Raw genomic sequence first — 22,862 nt, 5'->3', positions numbered from 1 at the left:
ATTGGGGTTATGGTGCAACGCTCATCGCTGCAGGATATTCGCGAGCAGACCTACAAGGCGCGGGACGCGTGGTGGACGGTGCTGCTCGTCGATCCGGTGGCAGCCCGGCTGGTGCGGCTCGTCTCGCCGTACCGATGGATCACGCCGAACCTGCTCACGGGCCTGGCCACGCTGCTGGGCTTCGGCGCGGCCGCGTGCTTCCTGATGCAGGATCGCTGGTGGCTGGTCGCGGGCGCGCTCCTGTTCCACGTCAGCTTCGTGGTCGACTGCATGGACGGCAAGATCGCGAGACTCCACGGCACAGGATCGATGTTCGGCGCCTGGTTCGACTTCATGTTCGACCGCCTCCGCGCCTTCCTCTGCGCGGTCGCACTGTTCGGCGGCCAGTACGCGAGGACCGGCTCGAAGGCGTACCTGTGGGCGCTGATCGCGGTGACCTTCCTGGACCTCTTCCGCTACGTGAACGCGCACCAGATGGGTCGCATCCGGCAGACGATGCGGGAGCAGCTCGCGGAGGCCCGCGGATTCGCGCCGGCACCCGTCGTCGAGGACCCCACGGTCGTGCCGCACGGGCCCCGCGCCCGCCTGCGGCACTCGCTGCAGTCCCGTCGGATCCGTACGCACCTGATCAGCGGCATCGAGTTCGAGATGGCGGTGTTCATCATCGGCCCGCTGACCGGCTGGGTGCTCCAGACCTCCGCGGTCGTCGGCGCCCTGCTGCTCTTCTTCGAGCTGTGGCTGATCGTGCGCCTCTGGCAGGCGACCCGCGCGTTCCCGGTGGCCCTGGCCAAGGCACACGCGTCGGCGGCGGTGGCGGCGTCCGCATCCCGGCAGCGGTCCGACGAGCCGGAGCGGGAGTTCACCGCGACGACCCCGCAGTAGACGGGCGCACCCGGCGACAGTGCCGGTTCTTGCATCGTTCGACGTCAATATCGTGGCCGTTCACGTCACTCCACTGTAATGCCGTGGGTGCAGACCACGAACCTGATCGCCAACGGCGGTGCAGAGAGCGACCCCGGCGGCACCGGCCAGCCGTCGGCCGTCACCGGGTGGACGGTCCTGGAGGGCGCGGCCGCCGTCGTCGCGTACGGCACCCCGGGATATCCGGCGCCGGGCGGTCCCGGGCCCGCCGACCGCGGCCGCAACTTCCTCAGCGGCGGCACCTCGGCCCGGACCCGCCTGACGCAGCTCGTGACCCTGCCGGGCACGGCGCAGATCGACGCCGGCACGACGCGCTTCGACTTCGCCGGATGGCTCGGCGGCTATGCGGAGCAGGACGACGGGGTCCGGCTCTCGCTGGAGTTCCTCTCCGCGGCGGGTACGCCGCTGGGCCTCTGCGTCCTCGGCCCGGTCACCGCGACCGACCGCGGCCGCGCCACCGGACTGCTGCGGCGCGCCGGGGCCGGGACGGTGCCGCCGAGCAGCCGTACCGCACGGGTGCTGCTGCTCTTCACCCGCGACGGCGGCACGTTCAACGACGGCTACGCCGATTCCCTCAGCCTCAGCCTGACGGCGGGAGGATCGTGATGCGGGTCGGTCGTCGTACCCTGCTGCGGGCCGCGCTCGGCGCGGGTGCGCTGAGCGCCTGGCCGCTGGCCGAGGGTCTGGGACCGCGCGCCGCCCACGCCGCCGCGGCCGCGCTCGGCGCGTCCTGGGACGCAGGCCCCTTCACGCTCGGGGTCGCGTCGGGCGATCCGCTGCCCGCAAGCGTTCTGTTGTGGACCCGGCTGGCCCCGGAGCCGCTGGCCGACGTGCAGCCGCTGCCGGACATCGTGCAGGTGGACTGGGCCGTCGCCACCGACGCGGCGATGACCGCCGTCGTGGCCTCCGGATCCGTGGCCGCCTCCGCACTGCTCGGCCACAGCGTCCACGTGGTGGCCGGCGGGCTGCAGCCGGGCCGGCGCTATTACTACCGGTTCACCGCGCTCGGCAAGGCCAGCCGGGTGGGCCGCACGAAGACCGCACCGACCGGCGCGGTGAGCCTGGTCCGGTTCGCCTCGCTCAACTGCCAGAACTACCAGTCCGGGGAATACCCCGGCATGCGGGACCTCGCCGCCGACAACAACCTCGACTTCGTGGTCCACCTCGGCGACTACGTGTACGAGGGATCCGAACTCGGTGTCGCCACGAGCCTGAACGACTACCGCAAGCTGCACGCGCTCTACAAGGGCGACCCGCTGCTGCGCGGCCTGCACGCCGCCCACCCGTTCTACCTCACCTGGGACGACCACGAGGTGGTCAACGACTACTCCGGCTCGCGCGGCGCGGCCACGTTCGTCGCCCGGCGGGCCGCGGCCTATCAGGGCTGGTACGAGCATATGCCGCTGCGACTCGAGGGCTCCGACACCGCACTGCCCGACCCGCAGATCTACCGCAGTCGGCAGTGGGGAGACCTGCTCGAGCTGGTCGTGCTGGACGTGCGGCAATACCGCTCGGCGCAGAACCTGGCGGACGGCACCATTCTGGGTACGGCACAGAAGGCCTGGCTGAAGCAGCGGATCAGCCGGCGCGGCACCGGCTGGCAGTGCTGGATCAACTCGATCTTCCTCGGCCAGCAGCGGACCCAGCAGGGCGGCTTCATGTTCACCGACCAGTGGGACGGCTTCCGCGCCGAGCGCGCCGAGATCCTGGGCCACGTGCGCGGCGCCGGGGGACCCGACTTCGTCACCATCACCGGCGACTGGCACAGCGCCTTCGTCCAGGACATCACGCCGGACTTCGACAATCCGGGCGCACCGGTCATCGGCACCGAGTTCGTGGCACACTCCGCGACCTCGAGCGCCTACTCGCCGAGCTGGAATGCCACCAACGGCCCGATTCTCGGCGCCGCCAATCCGCATCTGCAGTACTTCGAGGGCAACCGCTACGGCCACGACCTGTACGAGGTGACCCCGCACCGGTGGACCACCCGGATGCGGGTCGTGGCCGATCGCGGCGATCCGGCGGCCACGGTGAGCACTCTGACGAGCTGGCACGTGGACCGCGGGCGGGCAGGCGCATACGAGGACCCGGCCACCCAGGGCTCCCCCGCCCAGTACCGCCGCTCAGATGAGACAGTTTCGCCTCTGGTGTAACACCGCCCGACGTGGTGGAGTGTGTCACATGACCGACTACGACATCATCGTCGTGGGCAGCGGCTTCGGCGGCAGCGTCACGGCACTGCGCCTGTCCGAGAAGGGGTACCGCGTCGGCGTGCTCGAGGCCGGCCGGCGCTACACCCCCCAGACGCTGCCGAAGACCTCGTGGGACCTGCGCGCGTTCCTCTGGGCGCCGGCCCTGGGCCTGCGGGGCATCCAGCGGATCACCCTGCTCAAGGACATCGTCGTGCTCTCCGCGGCGGGGGTCGGCGGCGGCTCGCTGGTGTACGCCAACACGCTCTACCAGCCGCCGGCGCCGTTCTTCGACGACGAGCACTGGTCGGGCATCACCGACTGGAAGGGCGAACTGCAGCCCCACTACGACCAGGCGTCGCGGATGCTCGGCGTGACCACCCAGCCGTCGACGACCCCGTCGGACCGGGTGGTGGAGGCGGTCGCCAAGGAGATGGGCGTCGGTCACACGTTCCGCCGTACGCCGGTCGGAGTCTTCTTCGGAGAGCCGGGCAAGACCGTGCCGGACCCGTTCTTCGGCGGCGCCGGGCCGGCCCGCACCGGGTGCACGGAGTGCGGAGACTGCATGATCGGATGCCGTACGGGCGCGAAGAACCGCCTCGACCTCAACTACCTCTACCTGGCCGAGAAGCTCGGCGCGACGGTACACCCGGACACCGAGGTGACGGCGCTGCGCCCGGTCGAGGGCGGTTGGCGGGTCGAGACGAAGAAGCGCGTCTTCACCGCGCAGCAGGTTGTGCTCTCCGCGGGCGCGCTCGGCACCCAGCGGCTGCTGCACAAGATGCGCGACACGGGTGTGCTGCCGAAGCTGTCGCGGCGGCTGGGCGCGCTGACCCGGACCAATTCGGAGGCGCTGCTGGGCGCACAGACCCGGCGCGTGCCCCCGGAGCCCTTCTCCCAGGGTGTCGCGATCACGTCGTCCTTCCACCCGGACGAGGTCACGCACATCGAGCCCGTCCGCTACGGCCCGGGCAGCAACGCGATGGGCATGCTCACCACGCTGCTGGTGGACGGCGGCGGCCGGGTGCCACGACCGCTGCGTTTCCTGGGGCAGGCGCTGCGGCATCCGCGGATGCTGCTGCAGACGATGTCCAACCGGCGGTGGAGTGACCGCACCATCATCGCGCTGGTCATGCAGACCCTGGACAACTCGCTCACGGTACGCCGGACCCGACGCGGCCGGCTCACCACCGGCCCGGGCCACGGTCCCGCGAACCCGACGTGGATCCCGGTGGGCCACGAGGCCGTACGCCGGATGGCGAAGGAGATCGGCGGGCAGCCGGGCGGCGCGCTCGGTGACATCTTCGACATCCCGATGACCGCGCACATCCTCGGCGGCGTGACCATCAGCGAGTCGCCGGAGACCGGCGTGGTCGACCCCTATCAGCGGGTTCACGGCTATCCGGGGCTGCACGTGGCGGACGGTTCGGTGATTCCGGCGAACCTCGGGGTGAATCCGTCGTTGACCATCACCGCGCTCGCCGAGCGGGCGATGTCGTTCTGGCCCAACAAGGGCGAGCCGGACCCGCGCCCCGGGCTGGGATCGGCATACGAGCGGATCGCGCCGGTGGCGCCGCGCACGCCGGCCGTGCCGCCACACGCCCCGGCGGCGCTGCGCCTGACGCCGGCCGCCCGAGCAACGCCGGCGACCCCCGCCACGCAAGCGACCCCCGCTACGCCCGCCGCGCAAGCGACTCCCGCCGCGCAAGCGACCCCCGCCGGGTCTGGCGCGAAAGCCGCGCCGGCGAGAGTGGTGCCGAGTCAGAGGGTGCCGGAGGCGACCACGCCGGCCGCCCCGCCGCAGGGCTGACGGCGGCGGGGCGGGGCTGAGCGGCCACACGGACTGAGCGCGGGGCGGTCAGGTCTTCGTGCAGGCCGCGCCGTTGAGGGTGAACGCGGCGGGTGTGGCGAACCCGCCGTTGTGACTGCCCTGGAAGCCGAACGACGTGCGGCCGCCCGCCGGGATGCGGCCGTTGTAGCCCAGATCCCGGGCGGTGACCGCACCGCTGTCACCGGCGACCGCGGCGTTCCAGGCGTGCGTGATGCGCTGGCCCGTGGGGAGCGTGAAGCCGAGCGTCCAGCCGTCGACCGGGCCGGCGACGGCGACGGTCACCGTGGCCACGAATCCGGTGTCCCACGTGTCCGCCGCGTACGTCACCCGGCAGGAGGCGGGCTCCGGCGGGGTGCTTCCGCCGTTCACTTCCGCGGAGAAGTCGGTGACCGCGAGCCCGACGCCGCCGATCCACGGCTCGAATCCGGCCTGGACGCTGGTGAGGTACCAGGCGTCGGTGACGGCGCCGCGGCGCTTCACGTCGTCGATGAAGTTGAGCACGCTGAAGGTCCAGCTCGTGATCGGCGCCGGGGCCACGTACGAGATGACCTCGTTGGCGCCGTTGTTTCCGCGCCAGACCTCCCAGGCACGGCCGCCGATCGTGGCGGTGCCGACCGCCGCGCCGACCGGCTGGACGGGGCCCTGGCGGTGGAACCAGATCATGATCTCCATCGCGTTGACGCCGTCGCGCCGGGGCGTGGGGTCGAGCCAGATGTCGTACGCGGCGTCGTACGTCGCCCCGCTCTCGTAGTGGTAGGAGACTGCACTGGTCACGCTGCTGATCGCGGCTAGCTGCAGCGGCAGATTCGTGCCGGGCGAACAGTTCGCGTAATGACAGCCGTAGTAGACCGCCGGGTACGAGACCGGTGCACCGCCGGTGTCGCCGGTCCCGCGTTGACTGGTGATGACGAATCCGCTGTCGGTGACATTGATGCACTGTTCGGCGGCGCTGCCCCAGCGGTTGTTCATCACCACGTATCGGCCGCCGAGGGTGGTGGATCCGAACTGCTCGCAGATCTGCGTGTCCGCCTGGGCGGACCCGGCGAAGGCGAATGTGGTCAGGCTCGCGGCGGCGAAGAGGACAGCGGCGGCGAGGACGCGGACGGCGCGTCTCATGAAAGCTCCTTCGGGGGATCCTCCGGGGAAGAGGGAGGGGGTTTGGGAGCGCTCCCACCCACCGTACAACATATCGACGGAACGGTGAAGTGTTGCGGTGGAGTTTCGCCGTACGCGTCGAGGTGAGGCGGGGTGCGCCCGGCGTCCGCCGTGGAATTCTCGGCGCGATATCGCCGATTGGCGATCGCGACATGCGCGCCGACAATTTGCTTCGACGCGAGCGAACCGACAGAATGAATAGGCGAATTACTCGAGACAATGGCACCGCTGTAGGAGCGACCTCATCATGGCCAAGCAGGTAATCACCCTTCTGACCGACGACCTCGACGGCAGCGAGGCCGATCGTACGGTCGAATTCGGACTGGACGGGGTGAACTACACCATCGACCTGTCGGAGAAGAACGCCGGCAAACTGCGCAAGGCCCTGGACCCGTATCTGTCGGTCGCCACGCGCGTGGGGCGCAGCGGCGCCGAGGCGCGGGTCGCCCGGCGCGGCGGCGCACCGGCCAGCACCGGCCGGGCGACCCGCGATCAGAACCAGGCCATTCGCGAGTGGGCGGGCAAGAACGGATACGAAGTCTCGGAGCGCGGGCGCATCCCGAGCTCCATCGTCGAGGCGTACCACGCCAAGCGATAGGTTCTTCCCGGCAGCGAAACGGCGTCGCCACACGGCGGCGCCGTTTCTTGTTCGCGAAGACCCGCCGGAGGACGAATGCGCGTCATCATCGTGACCGGAGCATCGAGCGGAATCGGCCGCGCGACCGCGCTGCGGCTCGGTCGCCCCGGAACCACCCTGGTGCTCGCCGCCCGCCGCGCCGACGAGCTCGCCGCCGTGGCCGCCGCCATCGAGACCCACGGCGGCGCCGCCCTCGCCGTCCCCACCGACCTGCGGGAACCGGATGCGATCGAGGCGCTGGTGCGGCAGGCCCTCGCGGTCACCGGCACGATCGGCGGGCTCGTCAACAACGCGGGCCTGAGCGGGCCGGAGACCGTCCTGCTCGACGACCCGAGCCTGACCGCCATGGTCGACGTCAACCTGCTCGCCCCGATCCGTCTCATGCGGGCGGTCGTGCCGCCGATGCGCGCGGCCGGCGGCGGCGCGATCGTCAACATCGGATCGGTCGCCGGCGAGATCGGCATCGGCGGCGTCTACTCGGCGACGAAGTTCGCGCTGCGCGGCATGACCGACTCCGTCCGGCGCGAGCTGGCCGGCACCGGCATCGGCGTGACGCTGATCGAGCCCGGCCGGATCGGCACCGAGATGAACGCCCGCCACGCCGGCCGCCTGCCCGGGCCGGAGATCGTGGCGGCCTCCGTCGAGCGGGCGCTGCGCAGGCCGCGGCGGCGCATCGTGGTGCCGCGGCGCTACCGCATCGCCATGGCCGCCTCCGCCGCCCTGCCCTGGGTCACCGACCGCGCCTTTGCGGGCAAGGCGGCTCCCCGTTCCCAGGACAGGCCCTAGATCTGCGGCAGCAGCTTGTCGAGGCGTACGGGTAGGTCACGGACCCGGACGCCCGTGGCGTGCCAGACGGCGTTGACGATCGCCGCCGGGGAGCCGACGATGCCGATCTCGCCGATGCCCTTGCTGCCCATCGGGTTGAGGTCGTCGTCCGCCTCGTCGAGCCACGCCGCGTCGATCCACTCCACGTCGGCGTGCACCGGCACGTGGTAACCCGCGAAATCATGGTTGACCCACTCCCCCATAGCCGGATCCAGGACGCCCTCCTCGTGCAGCGCCATGCCCATGCCCATCGTCATGCCGCCGATGAACTGGCTGCGGGCGGTGCGGGGGTTGAGGATGCGGCCGGCCGCGTACATGCCGAAGAGCCGGGAGACCCGCACCTCACCGGAGTCGGCGTCGACGCGGACCTCGGCGAAGTGCGCGCCGTACGCGTGCTTGCCCTCCGTGTCCTGCCGCTCCACCAGCTCGGTGGTGTCGAAGGTCGCCTCGTCGCGGCCGGAGTCGCGCAGCTCGCGGCAGGCGCCGGTGACGGCCCAGCCCCACGACGCGCTGCCCGACGAACCGCCCGCCACCGAGGCCCTCGGCAGCGTGCTGTCGCCGATGCGCACCCGTACCCGCTCCGGCGGCAGGCGCAGTTCGTCGGCGGCGATCTGGGTGAGGATCGTCCGCGCGCCGGTGCCGAGGTCGGCGGCGGCGATCGACACCTCCACGGCGCCGTCCGGCTCCCGCCGCACCCGGGCGACCGACGGCATCACCGAGGACGGGTAGGTGGCACCCGCCACCCCGGTCCCGATCCACCAGGAGCCCTCCCGCCGGCGGCGCGGGCGGGGATCGCGGCCCTCCCAGCCGAAGCGCTGCGCGCCCTCGCGCAGGCAGGCGAGGTAGTTGCGGCTGGTGAACGGCACACCGCTCTCCGGCTCGGCCCGCGGCTCGTTGCGGATGCGCAGCTCGATCGGGTCCATGCCGAGCTCGGCGGCGAGCTCGTCCATGGCGCACTCCAGGCCCACCGAGCCGGGCGCCTCCCCCGGCGCCCGCATCCAGCGCGGCGTCGGCATGTCGAGGCGGACCAGGTGGTGGCCGGTACGCCGGTTCGCCGACGCGTACATGTGCCGGCTCACGACGGTGGTCTGTTCGGCGTACTCGAAGATCCGCGACGTCTGCTCGACGGCCTGGTGGTCGATCGCGGTGAGGGTGCCGTCGCGATCGGCGGCCAGCCGGATGCGTTGCAGCGTGGGCGTGCGGTATCCGACCATGCTGAACATCGCCTGCCGGGTCAGCGCGAGCCTGACCGGGCGGTCGGCGACCCGCGCGGCCATCGCGGCGAGCACGGCGTTGGGCCGGGCCGTGCCCTTGGAGCCGAATCCGCCGCCGACGTGCTCGGTGATGACGTGCACGCGCTCGGCGCCCAGGCCGAAGACGGCGCCGACGGCGGCCGCGACGCCGGGCGGGTGCTGGTTGGAGTCGTGGAGGACGAGGTCGCCGCCCGTCCACAGCGCGGTCGTCGCGTGCGGTTCCATCGGGTTGTTGTGCAGCGCCGGCGTCGCGTAGCGGACGTCCACGGTGACCGGTGCGGCGGCGAACGCGGCCTCGACGTCGCCGGTCTGCGTCACCGCCGGGGAGTCCGGGTCGACCTCCTCCGGCGTGTAGAGCTCCGGGTGGTCCTCGCGCAGCAGCGCGTCGTGCGGCTCGACGTCGATCTCCAGGCGCACGACCTGGGCGGCACGGCGGGCGGCCTCCAGCGTACGGGCGACGACGAGCGCGACCGCCTGCCCGCGGTAGCTGATCCGCTCGGACTGCAGCACGGCCAGCTCGGGGTCGTCCGGCTGCTCCAGGCGCGGCGCGTTGCCGTGCCACAACACGGCCAGCACGTCGTCGGCCTCGGCGGTCGGGTCGACGACGACCGAGGTGAGGGTGCCGCGCGGGACGGGCGACTGCACGACCCAGGCGTACGCGACGTCCTCGAGCGGGTATTCGACGGCGTACCTCGCCGTACCCGTGACCTTGGCCGGGCCCTCGATGCGGGCCAGCGGCCGGCCCACCGCGCGCGGCGCCGTGGTCGTCATGCGCCCTCTCCCGTCAGCCGGGCCAGGGTGGCCGAGACCAGATTGCGGATCAGCGGCACCTTGTAGGCGTTGTCGCGCAGGCAGACCGCCGCGGCCAGCTCCGCGTCGGCGGCGGCCAGGAACTCCTGCCGCGTGGCCGGGCGCCCGCGCAGGGCCTGCTCGGCCGCGTACGCCCGCCAGGGCCGGTGGGCGACCGCACCGAACGCGAGCCGGACGTCGGTCACGACGCCGTCCTCGGCGGCGACGGCCGCCGCGACCGAGCCGACGGCGAAGGCGAAGGAGGCCCGATCCCTTGCCTTCCGGTACGCCGACACGCGCGCGAAGGACAGCGGCGGCAGATCCACGGCCGTGATCAGCTCGCCGGGGCGCAGCACCGTGTCGTCCTGCGGGGTGTCGCCGGGCAGGCGGTGCAGCTCGGTCACCGGCACGCCCCGCTCGCCGGCCGGGCCCGTGATCCGTACGGTCGCGTCCAGGGCCGCGAGCGCCACCGCCATGTCGGAGGGATGCGTGGCGATGCAGTGCTCCGACGCGCCCAGAATGGCAAGGTTGCGATGGTCGCCCTCGCGGGCCGGGCAGCCGCTGCCCGGCGCGTGCTTGTTGCACGGCTTGGTCATGTCCATGAAGTAGGCGCAGCGGGTGCGCTGCAGCAGGTTGCCACCCGTGGTGGCCATGTTGCGCAACTGGCCCGAGGCGCCCGCGAGCAGTGCCTGGCTCAGCACCGGACAGTCGCGGCGGACGAGCGGGTGTGCCGCCAGGTCGCTGTTGCGGACCCCGGCGCCGATCCGCAGGCCGCCGCCGGGCAGCTCGGTCACGTCACGCAGCGGCAGCCGGTTGATGTCGACCAGCGCGTCCGGAGTGGCGACGCCCAGCTTCATCAGGTCGACCAGATTGGTGCCACCGGCCAGGAACGTGGCGCCCTCGGTGCAGGCGGCCAGCGCGGATTCCACGTCGGTCGCGGGGGTGTAGGCGAAGGTCTTCACCGGCCGGCCGCCTCCGCGATCGCCGGGACCATGTTCGCGTACGCGCCGCAGCGGCACAGGTTGCCGCTCATCCGCTCCCGGATCTCCGCGTCGTCGAGCGTCACCTCGCCGTCCGCGGTGACGGCGCTGGGCCAGCCGCGGGCGACCTCGTCGAGCATGCCGGCGGCCGAGCAGATCTGCCCCGGGGTGCAGTAGCCGCACTGGTAGCCGTCGTGCTCGAGAAAGGCCCGCTGCAACGGATGCGGCTCCGCCTCGGTGCCGAGGCCCTCGACCGTGGTCACCCGGGCGTCCTGCTGGCTGATCGCCAGCACGAGACAACTGTTGACCCGCCGCCCGTCCAGCAACACGGTGCAGGCGCCGCACTGGCCGTGGTCGCAGCCCTTCTTCGCCCCGGTCAGACCGAGTTGCTCGCGCAGCGCGTCCAGCAGGGTGGTCCGGGGATCGATCTCGAGGGTGTGCTCCACACCGTTGACGACCAGATTCATGACCGACGCGTACCCGGCCCCGCCGGGTTCAACCCGCGCTTCGCCGGGTACGCCGAAGACATGCGAGTGGTGATCGTCGGAGCGAGCGGCAATGCCGGCACGGCCCTGCTGCGCAGGTTGCGCCACGAGCCCGGGATGGACCTGGCCGGGGTGGTCCGGCGGCCGCCGGGCACCACGGCCGCGCCCTACGACGCGGTCGAGTGGCACTCCTGCGACATCGGCGCTCCGGAGGCGCCCGGACGCCTGACCGAGCTGTTCCAGGGCGCCGACGCGGTCGTGCATCTTGCCTGGCAGATCCAGCCCAGCCACGACCAGGGCCGGCTCTACCGCACCAATGTGACGGGTAGCCGGGCCGTGGTCGAGGCCGTGCTCCGCGCGGGCGTCCCGGCCCTGGTCTACGCGTCGTCGGTCGGCGTGTACACGTCCGGTCCCAAGGACGCGTACGTGACCGAGGCGTACCCGAGAACGGGGGTGCGGGGCTCCTCCTACAGTCGGCACAAGGTTCTGGTAGAGACACTGCTGGACCGCGTCGAGTCGGACCATCCCCCGCTGCGCATCGTCCGGCTCCGGCCGGGCCTGATCTTCCAGCGCGACGTCGGCACCGAGATCGGCCGCTACTTCGCCGGCCCGCTGCTGCCGGCCCGCCTGCTCCGGTACGGCCGCATCCCGCTCGTGCCGTCCCACCCGGCGCTGCGGGTTCAGGCGGTGCACGCCGACGACCTGGCCGACGCGTACGCCCGCGCGCTGACGTCCGACGTGCGAGGCGCCTTCAACGTGGCCGCGGGACCGGTGCTGGACCCGTCGGTGGCCGCCCGGGCGTTCCACGGCCGCGAGGTGCCGGTGCCGGGCTTCCTGCTGCGTGCCGCGGCCGACCTGAGCTGGCGGCTGCGCCTGCAACCGGTCGACGTGGGCTGGGTCCGTCTCGGCCTCAAGGCGCCGTTGATGTCGTGCGAGCGGATCGCGGCGGAGCTGGGCTGGCGTCCCCTGACCGACGCGGTGCACTCGCTGAAGGAACTGGTCGAGGGCCTGGCCGAGCGGGCTCACACGGACAGCCCGCCGCTCTCCGGCGCCCCGGACCTGCCTGGCCGGATGGGCGGGTTGCTGCGCGGGCGCCTGCCGGGCGCCGGCAACCCGTACTGATCACGAGACCTCGCGACGGTACGTGCTCAGGGTCAGGCCGAGCACCGAGCGGAACTCTTTGGCGAGATGTGCGTGGTCGCTGTACCCCAGGTCGGCGGCCACGTCGGCCAGCGTCACCGTCGGATCCGTCCGCAGCCGCGCCGCCGCCTCCTGCAATCGCCGGCGGCGGACCATCGCCAGCGGCGGCAGGCCGACGTAGCGCACGGCAAGGCGTTGCAACGTACGCACGGAGACGGACAGCCGGGTGGCGACGTCCTCGACCGTGCGGATGTCCGGATCGGCGTCGATGAGCTCGGTCATCGCGTTGGCCAGCAGCGCATCGGCCGACGGCGGGGCGGTGACCGCGGCGAGCCACGCCGCGAAGGCGTCCACCGCGCTCCGATGCCGATGGGGCATGGTCGCGCTCACCTGGCGCACGAGTTCGGGGGCGTCCACGGTGACGGAGGTGTCTCGCAATGCCGCCGGGTCCGCGGTGAAGTGCGGCACCGCCGCGGGGCGCAGCAGTGCACCCACGGCCCAGCCGGTGCCGGCGAGATCACGGTGGGAGGCGCGGGTGGTGGGCCCGGAGAGCTCGGCCGCACCCGCCTCGACGACCAGGTTGCAGGCGGGATAGGCGATGACGTGCTGGCGTGAGGTGCGACCGGGCTGGATGTCCCACTGCGGGATCCAGAACCAGCGCACCAAATGGTCGACGGCTGCCGGGGCGCTCAGGCGGTCGAAGGTGGGCAGCCGGGCCGGATACAGCACACCGCGGGGCGGCGCGCCCTGTCGCGAATCTTCAAGCTCGTCGCCATGCGGCACACCTAGCATCGTGCCCTATGACAGAGAGCATTCCCGCGGCCGACGGCGAGCACACCACGAACGGCACCCCGCACGGCGCCACCAGCTTGACGCCGTTCCTGGCCATCGCGGAAGCGCGCGGCGCGATCGACTTCTATCGGAAGATCTTCGGGGCACGGCTGGTGGACGTGACGGAGATGGGCGGGGTCGTGGCCCACGCGGTGCTGGACTTCGGCAACGGGCTGCTGCAGCTCGGCGAGCCGATGCCCGACTACGGCCTGGTTCCGGCGCCCGAGGGCGACCAGGACTGCTACTCGATCGGCCTGTACTGCCCGGACGTCGACGCCGTGGTCGCGCGGGCGGTGGCGGCGGGCGCGACGGTACGGGAGGCACCGGCGACATTCGTGTCCGGGGACCGCTTCGCGAGCATCCGGGACCCCTTCGGGGTGCGCTGGTCCGTCATGACCCGCGTCGAGGACCTGTCCGAGCAGGAGAGTGCACGCCGCGTGGCCGAGTGGGCCAAGAGCCAGAGCCCCGCGTAGGACCGGGGGGCGCCCGCTCCGGCCGGCGGGACGGCCGGCCGGAGCGGCGCTCGTCGTCGTCCTATCGGCCGGTCGGTACGGTGATCGGCGGGAGCCGCTTCGCGAGGTCGGCGACGTCCTTGCGGATGGCGGGCATCAGGGGATAGAGCTGATCACCCGGGCACAGGGTGGCGCCGGCATCCGGGTTGGCGCGGTGCCAGTCCTGGTGGGTGGTGATGGTGGCGATGGTCGCCTTCTTACCGGAGATCGGGTTGACGTACTCGGTGGTGGCGAGCGGGTCCAGCTCGGTGGTGGCGGCCAGCCGGGCCAGGATCACCTTCAGCGACCGCAGGGCGGCCGCGGTGGGCGGCGCCTTCATGAAGTTCCCGAGCATGCAGATGCCGACGTTGCCGGCGTTGAAGCCGCCGACGTGGGCACCGTTGACCGCCAGGGGCAGGCGGTCGGCGCCCGGCGCCGGGCCGAAGACCGGAACGGTGTCCGGGTCGGAGTAGGCGCCCTCGTACACCCGCCCGTCCGCGTCGATCAGCAACTGGTAGCCGATGTCACCGAAGTCCTGCGTCACGGCCTGGGCGTAGTAGATGCCTCGGACGTGCGCGATCGGGTCCGCGACCGGGGCGTCCTCGCCGCTGTGGTGCACGGTCAGAGTCTGCACCTTGAAGAACGCGAGCGTCAGCTTCGGGGTGCCGTCCGGATTGAACCGGTACGACTCGTCGGCACCCCACGCCGCCCGGCTGAGGTACTGCGGACACATCTGCCTCGGCACCGCCATCGGCAGCCGGGTCTGCGGCGCGGCGACCGTACGCTTCGGACCGTCCATGGTGTTGATCTCGACCACCGACACGCCGTCGCCGCGGACCTCGTAGTCCAGGACCCCGGCGGCCGGGATCAGCGTGCGCGGCTGAGCCGCCGCGCCGTCCCGCCCGCCCGGACATCCGGACGGCGTGCGCCACGGCTGCCAGCCGGCCCGGGTACGGACCCGCACCGACGCGGCGCCGGCCACGGACAGATGGGTGAGGGAGAGTTCCGGAGCGATCGGGACGCCGGAGGGAACGACGCCTCTCCTCGCTGACAACGTTGTTGGCACGCTTGCACCGGCGGCCGCCGCGGCGGCAGGTCGCGCGGCGGCCAGTGACAGCGGTGCCGCTACGGCCAGGCCGGTGGCGCCCTGCAGCAGGGATCTACGGGAAATCATGTCCACCGACGCTAGCGGTCACGGGCGCTCCACCGCTGCCCGGGAACCGGGTTATGACTTCGAGCGCAGCGGGATGGCATACCTTCGGGCAGGACCGGGCGCTGTGCTACCGCGCACCCTCACTCAGGGTAGGTTGCCCAGGACGATGCGCTCGGAGGTGAGGAGATACTCGCGGAGCATCTCCGCGGCCCGGGACGCGTCGCCGGCCTCGTACATCGCGGTGATGTCGGCGTTCATCGACACGAACGGGCGGTGCAGGGCCTCCACGTCCGGCGCCGCGGCGAAGGCCAGGCGCAGTTCCGCCGTGAGCTGGCGCATCCAGGCGTCCAGGCGGGGACTGCCGGCGAGCGCCACGATCTGCTCGTGGAAGTGCATGTTGGCCGTGCCCACGGCCCGCCAGTCGCCGGCCTCGGCGGCCCGGGCGGCCTCGTCGATCGCGGCGCGCATGCCCGCCGCGCGCGGCGGCCGGGTCGGCGCCTGGGCGAGCGACGAGCATTCGAGCAGGGCCCGGACGCGGTAGATGTCGGCTATCTGCGCCGGGCTCAGGGTGGCGACGAAGACGCCGCGATGCGGCCGGCGGACGAGCAGGCCCTCCTCGACGAGCGTGGAGAACGCCTCGCGCAGGGTGTTACGGGAGACGCCGAGCGGCCCGGTCAGCGATGCCTCGGCGAGGCGGGTTCCCGGCGCCAACTCGCCGTTGATCATCGAGTTGCGCAGTTGCTCCACCGCGCGGGCGGCGGAACCCGCCTTCTCCACCGTCGTCACATATCCCAGTCAACCAGCCCGGCGGTCACTGCGGCGCGCGGGTGAAGCGGATCGTGGCGCCGGGGCGCAACTGGGCCGCGCGGTCCGCCGCCTCCGGGGTCAGCACCGCGATCACCGGATAGCCGCCGGTCACCGGATGGTCCGCCTGGAAGATGATCGGCCTGCCGTCCGGCGGCACCTGCACCGCGCCGCGGACGACGCCCTCGCTGGGCAGCTCGGCGGTCCGCGACCGGATCAGCGCGGGGCCGTCGAGCCGCAGGCCGATCGCATTGCCGGCCGGGGAGACGGTGTACTCGGCGCCGAGGAACGTCGCGATCGCCTCGGTGGTGAACCAGTCGTCGCGCGGGCCGAGATCCACCTCGAGCGGTCCCTCGGCGGTCGGGGGCGGCGCACCGGGTGAGGACACCGGGTCGGCCGGCGGCGCACCGATCGGCAGGACGTCACCCGGCGCCGGCCGCTCGGGACCCACACCCGCGAGCTGGTCGGTCGAGCGCGAGCCCAGCACCGGCGCGACGTCGATGCCGCCGCGCACCGCCAGGTAGCTGCGCAGCCCGCGCCTCGGCACGGTCACCGCGACGACGGCTCCCGCCGGCACAGGCACGGGCCGGTCGTCCCCGGCCGCGGTCCCGTCCACGGTGAGCACCGCGTCCGTGCCGGTCAGCGCGACGACGGCCGGCTCGTCGAAGGAGACCCGCAGCCCGCCGAGCGTGCACTCCAGGACGGCGGCGCCCGGCGGGTTGCCGGCCAGGGCGTTGGCTCGCGCGTACGCGCCCCGGTCCACCGCCCCCGACGGCGCCACGCCCTGGTACGCGTGGCCCGGGCGACCGGCGTCCTTGATCACCGTCATCGGCCCGGTCCGCAGCACCGTCATCCGCACCGCGGCACCGCCCTGAACGTCACCCGTACGCCGGGCACGAGCAGCGCCGGTTCCGCGCGCGACAGATCCCACATGCGGGCGGTCGTGCTGCCGATGAGCTGCCAGCCGCCGGGACTGTCGTTCGGATAGACGCCGGAGAACCGGCCGGCGAGCCCCACCGACCCGGCCGGGATCCGGGTCCGCGGCGAGGTGCGCCGCGGCACGTCGAGCGTCGGGTCGTCCCCGGTCAGATAGCCGAAGCCGGGCGCGAAGCCGGAGAAGGCGACCGTCCACCGGGCGCCGGTGTGGCGGGCCACCACCTCGTCGGCGGTGATGCCCAGGCGCTCGGCCACCTCGGCCAGGTCGGGGCCGTCGTAGACCACCGGGATCCGCACGGTGCCGGAGTCCGCGCGGCCGGCGTCGCCGGGCCGCAGGGCCGCGGTCGCCTCCCGGACCGCGGCCGGCGAGGTGACCGCCGGGTCGAGCCGGATCAGCACCGTGCGGGCCGCCGGCACCAGGTCGACGACCCCGGGCAGCGCAGCGTCGCGCAGGGCCGCGTACAGGGCGAGGGCCGCGTCGAGATCGTCCACCTCGGCGAGCACGGCCTCCCGCCCGCAGCGCAGGAATCTCGTCATGGCTCGTATTCCCTCGTGCGGAGCCCGGATGCGGTCATTGCCCGGCTCCGGCGAAGGCGCTGATCCGTACGCCGGCCGCGGTGAGCCCGTCGTGCACCGCCCGGGCCATGCCGACCGCGCCCGGCGAGTCGCCGTGCACGCAGATCGAGTCGGCTTCGATCTTGATGACGGACCCGTCGGCCGCGACCAGGGTGCGGTCGGTGACCAGGCGGACCATCCGCTCGGCGACCTCGGCCGGGTCGTGCAGCAGCGCGCCCGGCGAGCTGCGCGGCACCAGCGTGCCGTCGGCCTGGTATCCCCGGTCGGCGAACGCCTCGCGGACCGTGCGCAGCCCGGCGTCCTCGGCCAGCCGCAGGAGGACCGAGCCGGGCAGGCCCAGCACCGGCAGGTCGGGGTCGTACCGCCGGACCGCGTCGACGACGGCGGCGGCCTGCTGTTCGTGGTGCACGACCGTGTTGTAGAGCGCGCCGTGCGGCTTGACGTAGAGCACCCGGTCCCCGGCGGCGCGGGCCAGCCCGTCGAGCGCGCCGATCTGGTAGATCAGGTCGGCGACCAGGTCCTCGGTCTCGTAGTCGATGAAGCGCCGGCCGAAACCCGGCAGGTCCCGGTATCCCACCTGGGCACCGATGACCACGCCGCGCGCGACCGCCCGCTCGCAGGTGGCGAGCAGCGTACGCGGATCGCCGGCGTGGAACCCGCAGGCGAGGTTGGCGCTGCTGACGATCTCCAGCATCGCCGCGTCGTCGCCGAGGCACCAGGCGCCGAAGCCCTCGCCGAGGTCGCTGTTGAGGTCCATGTCTTCTCCCGGGGTCAGCCGGCCAGGTAGTCGAAGATCGCGCGGGCCGATACGGCACCCATATACCAGGTGAGGGCGGCGACGACGGCGCCCAGCCCGAGCAGCCAGGCCGGGTACGCGTAGCCCTTCAACAGTTCACGGCGGCGCCAGGCCGCGTAGAGCAGGATGGTGAACCCGATCGGCAGAATCAGCCCGTTGAAGCCGCCGGCGAAGACCAGCAGTGCCGCCGGCGCGGTGCCGAGCAGCAGGTAGATCACCGTACTGACGGCGATGAACGCCACCGTCGCCCACGATCGGGGCCGGCCCTCGGCGAGGGCGGGCGAGAAGGCGTTGAGGAACGACACGGAGGTGAACGCCGCACCGACCACCGAGGTGATGGCCGCCGCCCAGAGCACGACGCCGAACGCCCGCCGGCCGAACTCGCCCGCCGCCGACTCGAACGCCTGCGCCGTGGCGTTGCCGCCGGTGTCGAGGACGACGCCGCCGGCCACGACGCCGAGGACCGCCAGGAAGAGCAGGTAGCGCATCAGGCCCGTGACGGCGATGCCGGTCAGCGCGCCGCGGGTCACCTCTCGGACGTGCTCGGGGCCGGTCGTCCCGCTGTCCAGCAGCCGGTGGGCGCCGGAGTAGGTGATGTAGCCGCCGACGGTGCCTCCGATGATCGTGACGATGGCCGCGAAGTCGATGTCGTCGGGCAGGACGGTCTGCGTGAGCGCCTCGCCGATCGGGGGCTGGGAGACGATGCTGACGTAGAGGGTCAGCGAGATCATGACGAGGCCGAGCACGATCAGCAGCCGGTCCATCGCCATTCCGGCGCGCTTCACGGTGAAGATGACGATCGCGAGCAGCGCGCTGAGGGCGCCGCCGAGCTTGGGGTCCAGGCCCAGCGCGGCGTTCAGCCCCAGGCCGGATCCGGCCACGTTGCCGATGTTGAAGACCAGGCCGCCGAGGATGACCAGGGCGGCGAGAAGGTGCCCGGCGCCGGGGACGACCGCGTGGGCGATCTCGTGTGCCCGCTTGCCGCTGACCGAGATGATCCGCCAGGTGTTCATCTGGACGACGAAGTCCACCAGGATCGACATCAGGATGCCGAAGGCGAACGCGGCGCCCAGCTTCGCCGTGAAGGTGGTGGTCTGGGTGATGAAACCGGGGCCGATGGCGCTGGTCGCCATGAGGAAGATCGCCCCGACGAGGGCGGTCCGGCGGGAACGGGTACGCGTGTCCGTCGTCATGGGCGCTCCTGAATCGAATGATGGAGGCACCGTCGACGGTAGGGATTGTTCAACGATCACACAAGGGTTGTTCAACAATCTGGATTATGCGGAGGCGAGCACCTGCCACACGCTCGTCCGGCGCACCGGCACCCCTTCCAGTTCCGGATTCACGGGAATGTCGTACTCGGCCCGGCGCACCAGGCCCTCGACCGGCAGGTACGCCCGCCCCGGATCCCCCACCAGCACCAGCGCGCCCCGGCCGGCGGCACCCCGCAGGAACGGCAGCACCCGCCCGGCCATCTCCCGGCTGTAGAAGACGTCCCCGGCGAGCACCACGCCCGCCGGGTCGTACCCGCCGCCCAGCAGGTCGCCCTCGACCGGCTCGACCCGTACGCCGTTGGCCACCGCGTTCGCCTGCGCCGCGGCCAGCGAGAAGGGGTCGATGTCGTTCGCGGTCACCGGCCGGCCCCCGGCGCGGGCCGCCGCGACCGCCACCAGCCCCGAACCGGTCGCCAGGTCGAGCACCGCCCGCCCGGCGACCAGGTCGGGATCGTCCAGCACGTGCCGGGCGAGCGCCTGGCCGCCCGCCCAGGCGAAGGCCCAGAACGGGGGCGGCTGCTCCGCGCCGCCCGCCTCGGTGCGCTCCCACAGCGCGATCGGGTCGTCCGCCTGGTGCAGCAGGATCTCGGGCAGCATCGGTACGGGCGCAAGCCGTGTGTGCGAACGCACGAAGTCGACAGGAGTGGACACCCCGCGATTCTGCTCAGTTGCCGGAACGCGAAACCGATCAGGGTGCCAGAGTCGCCCAGTGCTCACCGAAGGGGAGGAAGCATGCCGGCACGCTTGGCGGCCGTCCTCTTCGGCACAGCGATGGCCGGTCTCGGCGTCGTATTCGCGCTCGAACCCGGCTGGCGTACACCCGTACGGCTGATCGCCGGTGTCGGCGCCGTGCTCGCCCTGAGCTTCGGCCTCCGCCAGCATCGTCCGTCCCACCGTGGCCCGTGGCAGCTCCTCGGCGCCGCGGTCGTGCTGTCGGTGGTCGGCTCGGTCGCGTACACGGCCGGCACCGGCCATTCCCTGCCGGGTACGGTGGGCACGGCCATCCTGTTGATCTTCTACCCGGTGCTGGCCGTCGCGCTGTTCCTGTTCGTGCGGCGCCGCACCCGCGGCCGGCGCGACCGCGGCGGGCTGCTGGACGCGCTCACCCTCACCTGCGGCGTCGGCCTGCTCGCCTGGACCTTCGTCATCGGCCCCCGGGTACGCGACGCCGGCCTCTCGGACGCCGACCGCTGGATCGCCGTCGCCTTCCCGGTCGGCGGCCTGCTCTGTCTCGGCATGCTGGCCCGCCTGCTGATCGCGTCCGGACGCCGCCTGAGCGTATCCGGCTGGCTGGCCGGCGGCGTCCTCGCGATGCTGGCCGCCGACGTCGTCACCGATCTCACGGCGCTGCACCACGACCTCACCAACCTGGGCGTCTTCGGCCGGATCCCGCTGTACGCCGGGATCGGCATCGCCGCCCTGCACCCCTCGATGACCGAGCTGACCCGCGAGGCGGGAGAGCCTCCGGCCGAGCTGGGCCGCGTGCGGCTCGCCCTGCTCGCCCTCGCCTCCCTGGTCGCCCCCGCCGTCCTGGTCTTCCAGGTCGGCGTGGACGGCCGGGTGCCCGACCTGACCGTGATCGCCGGGCTCAGCGCGTGCACGTTCCTGCTGGTCCTGACCCGGATGGCCGGCATCATGGCGAGCCACCGGCTGGCGCTGGCGCGCGAGCGCGGCCTGCGCGAGGCCTCCGCCGCGCTGGTCTCGGCGGCCGACGCGGACGAGGTCGCCGGCGCCGTCCGCAAGGCGGTCGAGCAACTGCTGCCCGCCGACGTGCCGCACCGGGTGGTGCTCGCCATGGCTTACACCGAGCCGGAGCAACTGGTCTCTCCCGAGGCCGCCGCCCAGTCCGCCCAGGACCGCGCCGCCGGCACCTCGGCGCGCCTGGTCGCCACCCGGGACGTCGACTGGGCGGTGGCCGTCCGCATGACCCAGTTCAACATGGTCCTGCGCTGCCCCCTGGTGCTGGCGGACCGCCCGACCGGCGACCCGCTGGTCGGCGTCCTGCACGTCGGCGCCCCGACGGGTTCGCTGCTCGGCCTGCAACGTGCCCTGGAGGTGCTCGCCACGCAGGTCGCCCTGGCGCTCGAGCGGATCGCCCTGAGCGAGGAGGTCATCCGGCGCAACAGCGAGGCCTACTTCCGCACGCTCGTGCTGAACACCTCCGACGTCATCCTGATCGTCGACGACGAGGACCGGGTCCGGTACGCGAGCCCGTCCGCGGTGCACGTGCTCGGCGCGGACCCGGTCGGCGTCCGGCTGCCCGACATCATCCATCCCGGCGACCGTCTCCGGCTGGCCGACGTACTCGCCGGGGTGCGCAAGGGGGCGACGACCCCGGAGGGACTCGACTTCCGGGCGGTCGGGCGGCGGCGTACCGAGGTCATGCTCGAGATGCACTGCCGCGACCTGCGCACCGACCAGACCGTCGCCGGGCTGGTGGTGACCCTGCGCGACGTCACCGAGCGGCGCCAGCTCGAGCGCGAGCTCACCCACCAGGCGTTCCACGACGCGCTGACCGGCCTGGCCAACCGGGTGCTCTTCGCCGACCGGCTCCAGCATGCGCTGGCCCGCGGCGCGCGGGACGGCTCGGTGGTCGGCGTCCTCTTCATCGACCTCGACGACTTCAAGATCGTCAACGACACCCTCGGGCACGCCGTCGGCGACCAGCTCCTGCTCGCGGTGGCGGAGCGCATCGCCGGGGCCCTGCGCGCCGACGACACCGCGGCCCGACTCGGCGGCGACGAGTTCGCTGCGCTGGTGGAGAACGTGCAGGACCCCGGCGCGGTCGAGGAGACCGCCACCCGGATCCTGGCCGCCCTCGCCCATCCCATCGTCATCGACGGCGAGCCGTTGCAGGCCGTCGCCAGCATCGGCATCACCACGACCCCGGAGGCCGACAACGCCGACGAGCTGCTGCGCCAGGCGGACCTCGCGCTGTACGTCGCGAAGGGCGCCGGCAAGAACCAGTGGCGGCGCTACCAGAGCCACCTGCACGACGCGATGGTCGCCCGGCTCGAACTGCGCTCGGCGCTGGACCACGCCGTCAACGAGGGCAGCTTCCTGCTGCAGTACCAGCCGATCGTGGACCTGGCCTCGGACGAGGCGGTCGGCTTCGAGGCGCTGGTGCGCTGGCACCACCCGGCCCGCGGCGTCATCGCGCCCGACCAGTTCATCGAGGTCGCCGAGGAGAGCGGCCTGATCGTCCCGATGGGTCGGTGGGTGCTCGACCAGGCGCTGCACACGGTGGCGCAGTGGCGTCGCATCCTGCCGCGCACGCGCCAGCCGTACGTCAGCGTCAACGTGTCCGTCCGCCAGTTCCGCGAGGCCGGCTTCGTCGAGCAGGTCCGGGCGTCGCTGGACTTCGCGGGCGTACCCCCGCAGGCGCTCATGCTCGAGATCACCGAGACCCTCCTCATGGGAGACGACGAGCAGATCTGGTCGGACCTGGCCGTCCTGCGCGACATGGGCGTGCGGATCGCCATCGACGACTTCGGCACGGGCTACTCCTCGCTGGGCTACCTGCGCCAGCGGCCGATCGACGTACTGAAGATCGACAAGATGTTCATCGACGACATGGTGGGCGACGACCAGCAGTTCGCGCTGGTACGCGGCATCGTGAGCCTCGCACAGACGCTGAACCTGACCGTGGTCGCCGAGGGCATCGAGGAGGCGACGCACCGGGAGATCCTGGCGCAGCTCGGCTGTCCCCTCGGCCAGGGCTATTACTACTCGGCCCCGCTGGACGCCACGGAGGCCCTGACGTGGCTGCGCAACCCGCAGCCGATCGCCGCCTAGC

General features: G+C 72.6%; 20 protein-coding genes and 1 pseudogene. 9 read left to right on the top strand and 12 right to left on the bottom strand.

The features are described from left to right. Positions 1 to 9 precede the first annotated feature (9 nt). From EDD30_RS28170 to EDD30_RS28155, 4 genes and pseudogenes are all read left to right on the top strand, one after another. Positions 10 to 882, top strand: coding sequence for a CDP-alcohol phosphatidyltransferase family protein (locus EDD30_RS28170; protein ID WP_071808656.1), 873 nt, complete (start codon positions 10 to 12; stop codon positions 880 to 882). Between the two features lie 87 nt (positions 883 to 969). Next, positions 970 to 1,527, top strand: coding sequence for a hypothetical protein (locus EDD30_RS28165; protein ID WP_211277983.1), 558 nt, complete (start codon positions 970 to 972; stop codon positions 1,525 to 1,527). Continuing rightward, on the top strand, positions 1,527 to 3,074 hold the full coding sequence (locus tag EDD30_RS28160; protein ID WP_071808658.1) for an alkaline phosphatase D family protein: 1,548 nt from the start codon (positions 1,527 to 1,529) through the stop codon (positions 3,072 to 3,074). Before EDD30_RS28165 ends, EDD30_RS28160 begins: the two co-directional genes overlap by 1 nt. A gap of 28 nt (positions 3,075 to 3,102) precedes the next feature. Next, positions 3,103 to 4,728: pseudogene (locus EDD30_RS28155) on the top strand (GMC oxidoreductase); the annotation flags it as partial. Positions 4,729 to 4,968: 240 nt separating this feature from the next. On the opposite strand, the gene EDD30_RS28150 reads toward EDD30_RS28155, so the two are convergent. Next, positions 4,969 to 6,057, bottom strand: a complete 1,089-nt coding sequence (locus EDD30_RS28150; RefSeq protein WP_123678549.1) for a glycoside hydrolase family 12 protein — start codon at positions 6,055 to 6,057, stop codon at positions 4,969 to 4,971. A 286-nt stretch (positions 6,058 to 6,343) separates the two neighbouring features. On the opposite strand from EDD30_RS28150, the gene EDD30_RS28145 reads away from it, so the two are divergent. Then, positions 6,344 to 6,694, top strand: coding sequence for a histone-like nucleoid-structuring protein Lsr2 (locus tag EDD30_RS28145; RefSeq protein ID WP_071805907.1), 351 nt, complete (start codon positions 6,344 to 6,346; stop codon positions 6,692 to 6,694). Positions 6,695 to 6,769: 75 nt separating this feature from the next. Beyond that, a complete protein-coding gene (locus EDD30_RS28140) occupies positions 6,770 to 7,519 on the top strand; it encodes an SDR family NAD(P)-dependent oxidoreductase (protein ID WP_071805908.1) in 750 nt (249 codons plus the stop codon). Here the strand turns inward: EDD30_RS28140 and EDD30_RS28135 are convergent. The 3 genes from EDD30_RS28135 to EDD30_RS28125 are packed head-to-tail and all read right to left on the bottom strand — an operon-like array spanning position 7,516 to position 11,047. Beyond that, positions 7,516 to 9,582: a xanthine dehydrogenase family protein molybdopterin-binding subunit gene (locus EDD30_RS28135; RefSeq protein ID WP_071805909.1), complete on the bottom strand. Its 2,067-nt coding sequence runs from the start codon at positions 9,580 to 9,582 to the stop codon at positions 7,516 to 7,518. The genes EDD30_RS28140 and EDD30_RS28135 overlap by 4 nt on opposite strands. Then, a complete protein-coding gene (locus tag EDD30_RS28130) occupies positions 9,579 to 10,562 on the bottom strand; it encodes an FAD binding domain-containing protein (protein WP_071805929.1) in 984 nt (327 codons plus the stop codon). Before EDD30_RS28130 ends, EDD30_RS28135 begins: the two co-directional genes overlap by 4 nt. Then, on the bottom strand, positions 10,559 to 11,047 hold the full coding sequence (locus tag EDD30_RS28125) for a 2Fe-2S iron-sulfur cluster-binding protein (RefSeq protein WP_071805910.1): 489 nt from the start codon (positions 11,045 to 11,047) through the stop codon (positions 10,559 to 10,561). The genes EDD30_RS28130 and EDD30_RS28125 overlap by 4 nt, the downstream gene beginning before the upstream one ends. 60 nt (positions 11,048 to 11,107) lie before the next feature. Between EDD30_RS28125 and EDD30_RS28120 the strand changes: the two genes are divergently transcribed. Further along, positions 11,108 to 12,187, top strand: a complete 1,080-nt coding sequence (locus EDD30_RS28120; RefSeq protein ID WP_071805930.1) for an NAD-dependent epimerase/dehydratase family protein — start codon at positions 11,108 to 11,110, stop codon at positions 12,185 to 12,187. On the opposite strand, the gene EDD30_RS28115 is transcribed toward EDD30_RS28120, so the two are convergent. Continuing rightward, positions 12,188 to 12,997 (bottom strand): AraC family transcriptional regulator, encoded by an 810-nt coding sequence (locus EDD30_RS28115; protein ID WP_084556436.1) that lies wholly within the window; start codon positions 12,995 to 12,997, stop codon positions 12,188 to 12,190. Positions 12,998 to 13,005: 8 nt separating this feature from the next. On the opposite strand from EDD30_RS28115, the gene EDD30_RS28110 reads away from it, so the two are divergent. Continuing rightward, complete coding sequence (locus EDD30_RS28110) at positions 13,006 to 13,509, top strand: VOC family protein (RefSeq protein ID WP_071805911.1); 504 nt, start codon at positions 13,006 to 13,008, stop codon at positions 13,507 to 13,509. 61 nt (positions 13,510 to 13,570) lie between these two features. On the opposite strand, the gene EDD30_RS28105 is transcribed toward EDD30_RS28110, so the two are convergent. The 7 genes from EDD30_RS28105 to EDD30_RS28075 all read right to left on the bottom strand — a co-directional run bounded on the left by EDD30_RS28105 (position 13,571) and on the right by EDD30_RS28075 (position 19,663). Next, positions 13,571 to 14,701 carry a peptidoglycan recognition protein family protein gene (locus tag EDD30_RS28105; RefSeq protein WP_123678548.1) on the bottom strand — a complete coding sequence of 377 codons (1,131 nt, stop codon included), beginning with the start codon at positions 14,699 to 14,701 and terminating at the stop codon, positions 13,571 to 13,573. A 123-nt stretch (positions 14,702 to 14,824) separates the two neighbouring features. Then, positions 14,825 to 15,466, bottom strand: a complete 642-nt coding sequence (locus EDD30_RS28100) for a GntR family transcriptional regulator (protein ID WP_071805913.1) — start codon at positions 15,464 to 15,466, stop codon at positions 14,825 to 14,827. A 25-nt stretch (positions 15,467 to 15,491) separates the two neighbouring features. Then, positions 15,492 to 16,337 (bottom strand): 5-oxoprolinase subunit C family protein, encoded by an 846-nt coding sequence (locus tag EDD30_RS28095; RefSeq protein ID WP_071805914.1) that lies wholly within the window; start codon positions 16,335 to 16,337, stop codon positions 15,492 to 15,494. Beyond that, positions 16,334 to 16,957 (bottom strand): 5-oxoprolinase subunit B family protein, encoded by a 624-nt coding sequence (locus tag EDD30_RS28090; protein WP_071805915.1) that lies wholly within the window; start codon positions 16,955 to 16,957, stop codon positions 16,334 to 16,336. Before EDD30_RS28090 ends, EDD30_RS28095 begins: the two co-directional genes overlap by 4 nt. Before the next feature lie 34 nt (positions 16,958 to 16,991). After that, positions 16,992 to 17,753, bottom strand: coding sequence for a LamB/YcsF family protein (locus EDD30_RS28085; protein ID WP_071805916.1), 762 nt, complete (start codon positions 17,751 to 17,753; stop codon positions 16,992 to 16,994). A gap of 14 nt (positions 17,754 to 17,767) precedes the next feature. Further along, positions 17,768 to 18,985, bottom strand: coding sequence for an NRAMP family divalent metal transporter (locus tag EDD30_RS28080; protein WP_071805917.1), 1,218 nt, complete (start codon positions 18,983 to 18,985; stop codon positions 17,768 to 17,770). An 84-nt stretch (positions 18,986 to 19,069) separates the two neighbouring features. Then, positions 19,070 to 19,663, bottom strand: a complete 594-nt coding sequence (locus EDD30_RS28075) for a class I SAM-dependent methyltransferase (protein ID WP_071805918.1) — start codon at positions 19,661 to 19,663, stop codon at positions 19,070 to 19,072. 135 nt (positions 19,664 to 19,798) lie between these two features. Here EDD30_RS28075 and EDD30_RS28070 point away from each other — a divergent pair, with 135 nt between their 5' ends. Further along, the gene (locus EDD30_RS28070; protein ID WP_071805919.1) at positions 19,799 to 22,861 is read left to right on the top strand and encodes an EAL domain-containing protein; all 3,063 of its coding nucleotides are present in this window, start codon (positions 19,799 to 19,801) and stop codon (positions 22,859 to 22,861) included. Position 22,862: the final 1 nt, after the last annotated feature.

The sequence above is a fragment of the Couchioplanes caeruleus genome (assembly GCF_003751945.1).
Lineage (GTDB): Bacteria > Actinomycetota > Actinomycetes > Mycobacteriales > Micromonosporaceae > Actinoplanes > Actinoplanes caeruleus.
This window is presented reverse-complemented; position numbering and strand designations above follow the sequence as displayed.